Genomic DNA, 9,511 nt, shown 5'->3' with positions numbered 1-9,511 from the left:
AGATTTCAAGATTGGAATGCAACACCTCACTCGCTGGGAACGGGCCGCGGTCGTCACCGACGTCCAGTGGATCGCCCATGCGATTTCACTTTTCAGCTTTCTGATGCCCGGTGCGATGAAGGTCTTTACGACGAAAGATGTCGATCAAGCGCGTTCGTGGATCGTCTCGGCCTCTTTATAAGGCGGGTGCAGAAATCAAGAAACCCGCCGGCCGCAAAAAAAACGCGGGGCCGGCGGGTTACTCGACGTGCTGGACTGACACAAACCAACCAGCGCAACGCTATTCACGCAACGAACATCACAGTCGCACTCTTGAACGCCAAGTCGCCATCCTGGTTCCGTTCCACGTCAGGGACGTTTGCGATCAGGAACTTTGCGCGAAGTCTGTGGCGCCGGTACGACGCCTTTATGAAACTGCCATGGCCTTCCGGCTTGAAAATTCGATTCAAGACATCCGCCTAGATCGCAGCGCGCATTGCCGAAATGCGAGCGCCCAGCGATAATTTCGGCTCAACCGGCCGGGAGACTGCCATGAACGAGGTGAGGCACCGCACGATCGAGACCAACGGGATTCGGATGCACGTCGCCGAGCAGGGCGAAGGTCCGCTGGTCGTGCTCTGTCACGGCTTCCCGGAGTCCTGGTATTCCTGGCGCCATCAGCTCCGCGCCTTGGCCGAAGCCGGCTTCCACGCGGTTGCCCCGGACATGCGCGGCTATGGCCGCACCGATGCTCCCGCCGAAATCGACAAATACACGCTGCTGCATCTGGTCGGCGACATGGTCGGCTTGCTGGATGCTTTGGGCGAGAAAACCGCGGCGATTGCCGGCCACGATTGGGGCGCGCCGGTCGCATGGCATGCGGCGCTGCTGCGCCCCGACCGCTTTCGCGGCGAGATCGGACTGAGCGTGCCGTTCCTGCCGCGAGGCTCGAACCGGCCGACCACCATGATGCCGCAGGACGACGACGCGGTGTTCTATCAGCTCTATTTCCAGGAGCCCGGCGTGGCCGAGGCGGAGCTTGAACGCGATCCTCTCTTGACCATTCGCGCCGGGCTCTACGGGGCCTCTGGCGAAGCATCGCGCCGCCGCGAACCCGGCGAGCCGGTCGGCATGGTGCCGCGAAAGAGCGGCTTCCTCAGGGGCCTGACCAGCCCACCGCCGCTGCCGTCCTGGCTGTCGGACGAGGACGCGACGTATTACGCCGAAGAGTTCAAGCGCACCGGTTTCCGCGGCGGTTTGAACTGGTACCGGAACATCGATCGCAACTGGGAGCTGCTGGCGCCGTTCGCCGGCCTGAAGGTGACGGTGCCCGCGCTCTACGTTGCCGGCGACCGCGATCTTGTCGTGGCCTTCCGCGGGGTGGACAAGCTCCTTCCCGGTCTTCCCAAATTCGTGCCCGAGCTGCGCGGCGCGATCATGCTGCCCGGCTGCGGCCACTGGACCCAGCAGGAACGCCCGGGCGAGGTCAATGCGGCCATGATCGACTTTCTCCGCGGCCTGCCCTGAGACAGCCTGCCGCGGAGCCGGGCTGGGGAAATCACAAAAATTCCTTGTTTCCGGCACGGCGGCGTCTCAAACGTGCGTTTGAATTTCATTCGTTCGTTTGAAATGCACCGAGGCGAGATACCATGTTGGCGTTTGAGGAACTAAAGCGGCCGGTCGGCGACCACCACCCCAACGTCCGGCCGCCGTGCCCGAACTGCGGACGCTCGATGCATCTGACGCGCACCACGCCGCGAACCGGCGGCCTTCCGGATCTGCGGACCTTCAGTTGCGGCGAGTGTGGCGTTTGCTCGACTGAAGCCGCTCCCGACTAAGAGCGCAATCGCTTCAGACTGAATCGATTGGCGCTCTAATATCTTGGTGGAGCATGATCTTTTCGGAAAACCGGCTTCCACTTTTCCGGATCATGCTCTAGTCGACCGCGGCGCGGCCTGAACGATCGCGGCGGAACACTGAATGCGGCGGTGGACTATGACACCGCCGGCCTGAGCCCCAAGCGCGCATTTCGTCCCCCGGGCGCGCTTGGGGTTTCTCTTTTCCGTTCGTCGGTGGCGTCACGGTTCGGCGCGCGGGATCATCTGACGCGCTTGGATCAGCTTTGCCGCGAGGTCTCCTCAGCCTCGGTACGGGTAAGGGCATATCGCACCAGAGTCCGGTCTTTGACCGCTTTCGCTTCTCGGTGTCGCAGGCCGATCCTCTCGGCGACGCCGATCGATGCGATATTCGCCGGATCGATGTCGGCCACCAGTTCGTCAAGCCCGAGGTCAGCGAATCCATGCCGTAGAACGGAATTTGCGGCTTCGGTCGCATAGCCGCGGCCCCAGAACGCTGGCCGCAACCGCCACCCGATCTCGATCTCCGGTCCGATTGCATCCAAGGGGATGAGCAGCACCCATCCGATGAACTCAGCCGTTCGGTCACCCAAACGCAGCGTCCAATAGCCTAGACCCCTCAGATATGGACCGCGCGTTCGCTGTTCAATGAAGGCGCGATGCGCCACGGGATCGGACCATGGGCCGCTGACGTAGCGCGTCACCTCGGGCTCTAAGTCCATGCGCAGGCAGGCGTCGGTGTCGGCCAGCTCCCGTGGCCGCAGAACGAGCCGGCGCGTGTTCAATGTCGCCTGCATGGCATTCGATGGTGAGCCGGCTGGGACTCGAACCCAGGACCCCGTGATTAAAAGTCACGTGCTCTACCGACTGAGCTACCGGCTCGTGCGCGCACTGCATACTGAAAAGCGGCTGCCGTGACCAGCCTCATGCGGGCCTCGGCGCGGCGCACCGCTGGCGGCGTTCACCCGGCGCCAAGCGCCACGGCAACATTATAGGTGACCAGCGAGGCGAGGTAGGCGAGCGCCAGCATGTAGCCGAAAGTGATCGCCATCCAGCGCCAGCTGCCGGTCTCGCGGCGGATCACTGCCAGCGTCGAGGCGCATTGCGGCGCGAAAATGTACCAGACCAGGACGGACAGCGCGGTCGCCAGCGGCCATTGATGCGCAAGAGCCTGGCCGATCTGCGCCGCGGCTTCCTTGCCGCCCTCGACGGCATAGACGGTGCCGAGCGCCGCCACCGCGACCTCGCGTGCGGCCATGCCCGGGATCAGGGCTACATTGATCTGCCAGTTGAAGCCGAGCGGCGCCAAGACCGGTTCGAGCGCATGGCCGATCATGGCGGCCAGGCTGTAATCGATCGCCGGCCCGCTGGCGCCCGCCGGCGGTCGCGGAAACGAGGCGAGAAACCAGATCAACACCATCATCGAGAAGATCGTGGTGCCGGCGCGCTGCAGGAACATTTTGGCGCGCATCGCCAGACCGATGGCGACGCTGCGCAGCCGCGGCAGTTTGTAGTCCGGCAATTCCAGCATGAACGGCGGCGTCGGGTTGTCACGCCAGAAGAAATATTTGGCGAGGAACGATACGCCGAGCGCGCTGGCGATGCCGGCGCCGTAGAGGCCGAACATCACCAGGCCTTGCAGGTTGGCGAAGCCCCACACCTGCTTGGCTGGAATGAAGGCGGAAATGATCAGCGTGTAGACCGGAATGCGCGCCGAGCAGGTCATCAGCGGCGCCACCAGGATGGTGGTCAGCCGGTCGCGCGGATTGTCGATCACCCGCGTCGCCATGATGCCGGGAATGGCGCAGGCAAAGCTCGACAAGAGCGGGATGAAGGCGCGGCCGTGCAGTCCCGCGCCGCCCATGATGCGGTCCATGAGAAACGCCGCGCGCGCCATGTAGCCGAGGTCTTCCAACAGCAGGATGAACAGAAACAGGATCAGGATCTGCGGCAGAAAAACGATAACGCTGCCGACGCCCGAGATGACGCCGTCCTGCAGGAAGCTCTGCAGCAGGCCCTCGGGCAGGGCGTTGTGGACGAGCGCGCCGAGCGCTGCGAAGCCCGACGATATCAGCTCCATCAGCGGCTGCGCCCAAGTGAATACCGCCTGGAACATCACAAACAGCAGGCCCAACAGGATGACGAGACCGAAGACCGGGTGCAGCAGCACCGCATCGAGCCGCGTGGTCAGCGTGTCCGGTTTTGCCGGCATGCGGACCGCAAGCTTGATACCGCAACGGCCAAAGCCAGATAGCCGTCCCGCCAGCCATGCTCTGCGATAAACGGCGCAAGAAGCACCGGCATTAGCATCGCCACGAGCCCGGCGCTGACGAGGGCGCCGCCCAGGGCAAGACCGCGCATCGCATCGAAGTGACCGACGATCAGTCGCGTATACGACAATGGGGTGGTCCCCACCCCGGTAAGCGCCAGAAAAGCGGTGATGAGCAGGAAGCTGACGAGGCCCTGCGTCGCGAGGCCGAGACAGGCCAGGCTGACGGCCAGAAGAGCCATGGAGCCGACGGCGGTCTTCATCGGGCCGATCCGGTCCATCAAGGCGCCCGTCGGCACGGCGAATAGGGCCGCGCCCAAGGTTCCGACCAATGGCCCCAGAGAAGCCGCGCTACGGCTCCAGTGGAAGGCTTCGGCAAGCGGCTTGAGGAAAAGGCCCATGGAATAGAAGTAGAGCGAACTGCTCCCCATGCCGATCCCAATGAAGGAGGCCAGGAAGACGCGCCACCCGCGACGTAACTCGTTCATTGTCCTTGCTCCAGCATAGCCACAGCACGCACCCAGCCCGCGCTGGCGCGAGCGATTTTCACCGGGAAACAGATGACCGTGAAACCGTGAGCGGGCAGGCTTTCGAGGTTCTGCAACTTCTCCATTTGGTAGTATGGCCGCTCTCGCCCCGCCTTGTGGCCTTCCCAGATGATCGAGGGATCGCCGGTTTCGGCATAGCGGGCTACCATGCGGTCAAAGGGAGCGTCCCAGGACCATGCGTCCGTCCCCACCACCTGCACGCCCCGCTCGGTCAGGTAGAGCGTGGCGTCCCGCCCCATGCCGCAGCCGCTCGCCAGGTAGCGGGGCCCGCCATAGGCGGCTGCGGCCGAGGTGTTCACCAGGACGATGTCGTAAGGCTGCAAGGCGCGCCCAATCCGGGCGAGTTCGGCTTCAATGTCGGCGGCCGTCACGGCGTAGCCGTCGACGAAACGCCGAAAGTCGAGCTTGATCCCGGGACGGTAAAAGAGATTGAGCGGGGCCTCGTCGATCGTCGGCGCGCGCCGCTTACCGCCATCGGTTGTGGAATGATAATGCCACGGGGCGTCCATATGGCTGCCGCTGTGGGAGGTGAGGGTGATCTCCTCGACGGCCCATCCTTCCCCGTCAGGCAGATCCTCGACCTTCAGCCCGGGAAAGAAGGGCAGCATTTGCAGGGCGCCTTCACGATGATCCGAGTAGGCGATCTTCGGCCTGAGCGGCGGGGGATCGGTCACGATGTCGGCGCTGATCGGCATGGAGATGTCGATGAATTTCATCGGCGTCACAGGCTTAGCCTTTCCTGCACGTGGGGCGCGTCAATGCGGGCGCTGACGGCGCCTATGCCCTCGACCTCGAGAGTCACCTCGTCGCCGTCCTTCAAAAAGCGGCCGAGCTCGAGGCCGCAGCCTCCGCCGACCGTGCCCGACCCGAGGATTTCGCCCGGATAGAGCGTCTCGGACCGGCTGACGTGGACGATCATCTGAGCGAACGACCAGTGCATCGTTGACGAGGAGCCTTCGCTCCAGAGCTCGCCGTTGACCTTGGCCCGCATGGCGAGGTTGCCGACGTCGACCGCGTCGGCGGTCACAATCACCGGCCCCAGGATGTTGGCGTTGTCGAAGTCCTTGCCCTTGGCCGGGCCCAGCGGACCTTGCATCTCCTTGAACTGCGCGTCGCGCGCCGTCAGGTCGTTGAAGATGGTGTAGCCGAAGATGTGCTTTGGCGCGTCGTTTTCGGAGATGTCCCGGCCGCTTGCGCCGATGACGCAGGCGATCTCGAGTTCGTAGTCGATCACGCTCGAGTAGTTGGGCCATTTCACGCACGCGCCTGGCCCCGCGACGGCGAACCGGTTGCATTTGTAATAGATCGGCTGCTCGTACCAGACGGGCGGAATCGGCTGCGGTTCCGGCGGCGCCGACGGGCCGCCCCATTTGGCGCGCAGCTTGGCGCCGTTCCAGCCCGCCGTCCGCATGTGCTCCTCGAAGACGAGGAAATCCCGCATCTGCGCCGGTCGCGGAAGTGGGGCCAGCCAGCGGACGGACCCCGGCGCGAGCGTCGGACCCGGAGAGTCGGCCAAGGCGCGCAGATCCGCCAACGCGGCAGGTCCGGCCTCAATCAAGGCCTGCATCGATTGGAACTCGGGACGACCATCGCGCTCGGCGACGTCGATGACGCTGCGGTCATGGGCGAGCACGCCGAGCCGAACGGCGCCGTGACGCTCGAAAGTCAGAAGACGCATGACGAAAAGCCTGTGGTGAGAGTGTCCCGGCAAGGGCCGAGTGCGGGCAGTCGCTCGGGTTCGACGACTCCGGCTCGCCTTGGTCTCGGTGTGGCGTTTCGAGGGGCCTCGGGGCGCCCTGGCGAAATGATCATTTGTCCTCCCCTGACGTCGGCCTCGCCGCCTGTGATCCTTCCTTGCAAGAGCGGATTAACCCCAGCCGTAGAGAAATTCAAGCGGCAAAATAACGTTTTAGCGCTAAAACGTCATTTTGACGCGGCTTCGCGGATCCTATATCCTGAACGGGTTGGAAAGGAGTGGCGTCGCCGCCTTGGAACACGAGGAATTCGAGGAGACCCAGGCGCGCATCGCCGCGGAGAAGCTCACCGCCGACATTCGGTCAGGCGCGCTGCCGCCAGGCTTGAAACTGCGCGTCGTCGAGCTCAAGGCGCGCTACGGCATCGGAGCCTCGCCGCTTCGAGAGGCGCTGCTCCTGGTCAGTTCGCTCGGCTATGTGGTCGGCGAGAGCCATCGCGGCTACCGCGTCGCGCAGATGTCTTTGGCGGACTTGGCGGATATCATACGAGCTCGAGAAGTCGTCGAAACGGGAATGTTGCGGGAATCGATGGCGGCGCGCAGCGACGAATGGGCGGTGGGCGTCGTCGGCGCGCTTGAGCGACTTCGCCTAGCCGTGCAGAGGGCCGCGCCAGCCGACGCCGGCGGGGCTGTCGTCGACTCGGCGCACAAGCTGTTCCACGCCGCGCTCGTCTCAGGCTGCTCTTCCACGCGCCTCGCAGCGACGCAGTCGTTGCTGTTCGACCAGGCTAGCCGCTACCGGGAGATCATGATCGGCGAGATGCGCAACTGGGCGGAGTTCGTGGCGGTCCATGAAGACCTCGCCAACGTGGCGCTACACGGCGATCCGGATGCAGCCTGCGAGGCGCTCAAGGCCCACCTGAACATCACGCTGCGAGAAGTGACGATGTACTGGCGATCCGAGCAGCCGCAAAAAGCGTGAACTCTCCGTACATCAACGTTGTGAGTCGCAGGGCGCGTAGCGATGGGGTTTCGTAACCCGCGGCCTCAGACCGCCGTCTGCGGCCTGCGTCTGCGCCAACGATTCCGGCGACCCCTAGAAGTTGATTGTGAACCATTGGGCTCTACGTAGTTACGATATCGGCGCCGCCAGTATGTCGACGATGGGCCGGATTGCTCCGGCCACTCAACGGCGTGCCATTGGGGAAAGCGCTCCGGGTCGACGCCGTTCCGATTAGAACTCGTGTGACTGCTGTAGGCGCTTCCGTCGCGTTGCGCCATCGCCCGCTTATCGGCGCATTGCGCGCGTAGCGGATTGCCCCTCGAACGCGGAGAGTCCGCCCAAAGCAGGAGTTCCCGCCTCGCGTAGGTAGGTCCGCCATCGACGCAAAGCCGCTTTGCGAAAAACGACTGAGGTGCGCGGCTGATCGAGGTACCTTGTCGCGCTCTATGGCTCATGGAACCGCGCGATGCGCACTGGCAAGGGGCGTGCGCCTCCTCACGACGAACGGTAAGCCGACAGGCCTCTACGAAGACTTCCTGACCGGCTTCGTCGCCGACGACGCGAGCGTGTGGGGTTGCCCCTTCGACGTCGCAGTGATGAAGGATGGCGCTCTCCTCGGCGCCGACGACGAAGGCGGCAGGATCTCGCGGGTGACCTATCGGGCAGATGACGAGGCGCGCAAACCCTCGATTTCAAGGCAATGTATAGGCCGCCTTCACCGACGGACAGAACTCTGCGGCGTATCGACCCCGCTCGCGCGGCTCGAGGCTGGAGCCTTTGCCCCCGCCAAACGGCGCGTAGTAGTCGATGCTCGCCATGGGCAGGTTGACCATCACCATGCCCGCCTCAACATTTCGCGTAAAGTGCGCGGCGCGCTTGAGGCTCGTTGTGCAAATACCCGCGCAGAGGCCGAATTCGGTGTGGTTGGCTATCTCCAGTTTAATACGACGAGGGGTCCAAGCGCCGATCGGCACAATAATCCTTAATCCTTTGAACCCGTTAGAGAAGGCGGGGTCAACTTGTGACGCCGCTTTACAATCAGGTCGCTCGCGGCAGACTGCGAGCGACCGTCTTTATTCATTGTGCGAAGACTCGATTTGCGAATGCGCCGATGGCGTCCGCAACGGCCGCCGGCTGCTCGGGAAACAGGGCATGGCTGGCGTCGGGGATAACGACGATTGTGACGCGGTCCCCAAGCAAGGACTTCAAGACGCCCGAAAAACGGCGGGGAGCGACGGGATCGTCCTCTGCTTGCAGGTCGAGGATCGGCGCGGCGCCCGCAGCGAAGTAATCGTCGACCGGTGTGTGTTCGCGTGCGTACGACTCCATATGATGCACCTTCTCGTTCCAGCCGCCGAGCCAGACCTTCGGATCGTGGCCAGGAGCGAAAAAGGCGATCTTCAGGTCCTCAAGACGTTGCTCTTCGGATAGAGACATATCCGACGGTCCGTCGATCGCTTTGCGCATCTCCGGGCCGATCGGTTTTTCTTGGGAGCCCGGTGGCACCTTGCCAGCCGAAGCCGCGGCGAGCACGACGCCCTTGACGAGGTCGGGGCGATCGGCCGCCAATTGGCGGCCGACGAAATTTCCGAAGGCATGTCCGACGACGACCACGGATCCTGCTTTCTCCTGATCGATCGCGAACGCGACGTCGCCGGCGAGCGCGTGCATATTGAGGCCGTCCATCGGCCCCTCGCTCCGACCTATCCCGCGCGGCTGCGGACGGATCACCCGAAACCCTTGCGAAGCAAGGACCTCAGACGTGGCTTGATAGTCGTCTCCGGATCTGCCGAGCGATGGCAGCATGACAATCGTCGGCCCTTTGCCCTGTGATAGGACCTCGATCTGAATGTCGTCGTGCTTGAAGAGGTCGTGCGTGACCGGACCGGCGTCAGCGGCGATGCCGGGACTGGTCGAACCAAGGATCAGCGAAAAAGTGAGAACAGTGAATATGCGCTTCATTTTATGCTCCAGTTCCTGTCGTTTGGGGGAGGTTTACGAGAGGCGACCGAGGAGAGACGGCGCCGTCCTTTCGGCAGGGACTCACGCCTCCCGCACGATCGCCTTGAGGATCCCTGTCAGCAGCGCCGCGACGACGAGCATCGCAGACATCGCGAAAGTCCCAGGCGCGAATGATCCGGTAGAGTCTTTGAGCATGCCGAC

Annotated in this window: 8 protein-coding genes, 1 tRNA gene and 2 pseudogenes; 3 read left to right on the top strand and 8 right to left on the bottom strand. The window is 63.7% G+C overall.

Annotation, left to right across the window (positions count from 1 at the left end):
* Together ACLP25_RS20405 and ACLP25_RS20400 are read left to right on the top strand one after the other, a co-directional pair.
* Positions 1-181: STAS/SEC14 domain-containing protein (locus ACLP25_RS20405; protein WP_442470980.1), on the top strand; the 181-nt coding region annotated here is incomplete at its 5' end.
* Positions 182-531: 350 nt separating this feature from the next.
* A complete protein-coding gene (locus ACLP25_RS20400; RefSeq protein ID WP_442470979.1) occupies positions 532-1,506 on the top strand; it encodes an alpha/beta fold hydrolase in 975 nt (324 codons plus the stop codon).
* A 589-nt stretch (positions 1,507-2,095) separates the two neighbouring features.
* Here ACLP25_RS20400 and ACLP25_RS20395 read toward each other — a convergent pair.
* The 6 genes and pseudogenes from ACLP25_RS20395 to ACLP25_RS20370 all read right to left on the bottom strand — a co-directional run bounded on the left by ACLP25_RS20395 (position 2,096) and on the right by ACLP25_RS20370 (position 6,330).
* Positions 2,096-2,632, bottom strand: coding sequence for a GNAT family N-acetyltransferase (locus tag ACLP25_RS20395; RefSeq protein WP_442470978.1), 537 nt, complete (start codon positions 2,630-2,632; stop codon positions 2,096-2,098).
* A 9-nt stretch (positions 2,633-2,641) separates the two neighbouring features.
* Positions 2,642-2,717: transfer RNA gene (locus tag ACLP25_RS20390), tRNA-Lys, on the bottom strand.
* Positions 2,718-2,796: 79 nt separating this feature from the next.
* Positions 2,797-4,053 (bottom strand): annotated as a pseudogene (feoB, locus tag ACLP25_RS20385) (ferrous iron transporter B); the annotation flags it as partial.
* The gene (locus ACLP25_RS20380) at positions 4,023-4,535 is read right to left on the bottom strand and encodes an MFS transporter (protein ID WP_442470983.1); all 513 of its coding nucleotides are present in this window, start codon (positions 4,533-4,535) and stop codon (positions 4,023-4,025) included. The pseudogene feoB and the gene ACLP25_RS20380, both read right to left, overlap by 31 nt.
* A 53-nt stretch (positions 4,536-4,588) precedes the next feature.
* A complete protein-coding gene (locus tag ACLP25_RS20375; protein ID WP_442470982.1) occupies positions 4,589-5,368 on the bottom strand; it encodes a cyclase family protein in 780 nt (259 codons plus the stop codon).
* 5 nt (positions 5,369-5,373) lie between these two features.
* The gene (locus tag ACLP25_RS20370; RefSeq protein ID WP_442470977.1) at positions 5,374-6,330 is read right to left on the bottom strand and encodes a fumarylacetoacetate hydrolase family protein; all 957 of its coding nucleotides are present in this window, start codon (positions 6,328-6,330) and stop codon (positions 5,374-5,376) included.
* Between the two features lie 310 nt (positions 6,331-6,640).
* Here ACLP25_RS20370 and ACLP25_RS20365 point away from each other — a divergent pair, with 310 nt between their 5' ends.
* Positions 6,641-7,327, top strand: coding sequence for a GntR family transcriptional regulator (locus ACLP25_RS20365; protein ID WP_442470976.1), 687 nt, complete (start codon positions 6,641-6,643; stop codon positions 7,325-7,327).
* 713 nt (positions 7,328-8,040) lie between these two features.
* On the opposite strand, the pseudogene ACLP25_RS20360 reads toward ACLP25_RS20365, so the two are convergent.
* Together ACLP25_RS20360 and ACLP25_RS20355 are read right to left on the bottom strand one after the other, a co-directional pair.
* Positions 8,041-8,286 (bottom strand): annotated as a pseudogene (locus ACLP25_RS20360) (aldehyde dehydrogenase family protein); the annotation flags it as partial.
* 139 nt (positions 8,287-8,425) lie between these two features.
* Positions 8,426-9,154 carry an alpha/beta fold hydrolase gene (locus ACLP25_RS20355; RefSeq protein ID WP_442470981.1) on the bottom strand — a complete coding sequence of 243 codons (729 nt, stop codon included), beginning with the start codon at positions 9,152-9,154 and terminating at the stop codon, positions 8,426-8,428.
* Positions 9,155-9,511 lie beyond the last annotated feature (357 nt).

It is taken from the genome of Roseiarcus sp. (assembly GCF_052145395.1).
Classification (GTDB): domain Bacteria; phylum Pseudomonadota; class Alphaproteobacteria; order Rhizobiales; family Beijerinckiaceae; genus Roseiarcus.
This window is presented reverse-complemented; position numbering and strand designations above follow the sequence as displayed.

What these genes read in the sequence shown, in the direction of transcription:
- ACLP25_RS20380 (WP_442470983.1), bottom strand. Translation starts at nt 4,535, where the DNA reads ATGGGGAGCAGTTCGCTCTACTTCTATTCCATGGGCCTTTTCCTCAAG.
- ACLP25_RS20375 (WP_442470982.1), bottom strand. Translation starts at nt 5,368, where the DNA reads ATGAAATTCATCGACATCTCCATGCCGATCAGCGCCGACATCGTGACC.
- ACLP25_RS20395 (WP_442470978.1), bottom strand. Translation starts at nt 2,632, where the DNA reads ATGCAGGCGACATTGAACACGCGCCGGCTCGTTCTGCGGCCACGGGAG.
- ACLP25_RS20370 (WP_442470977.1), bottom strand. Translation starts at nt 6,330, where the DNA reads ATGCGTCTTCTGACTTTCGAGCGTCACGGCGCCGTTCGGCTCGGCGTG.
- ACLP25_RS20355 (WP_442470981.1), bottom strand. Translation starts at nt 9,154, where the DNA reads ATGCTGCCATCGCTCGGCAGATCCGGAGACGACTATCAAGCCACGTCT.
- ACLP25_RS20400 (WP_442470979.1), top strand. Translation starts at nt 532, where the DNA reads ATGAACGAGGTGAGGCACCGCACGATCGAGACCAACGGGATTCGGATG.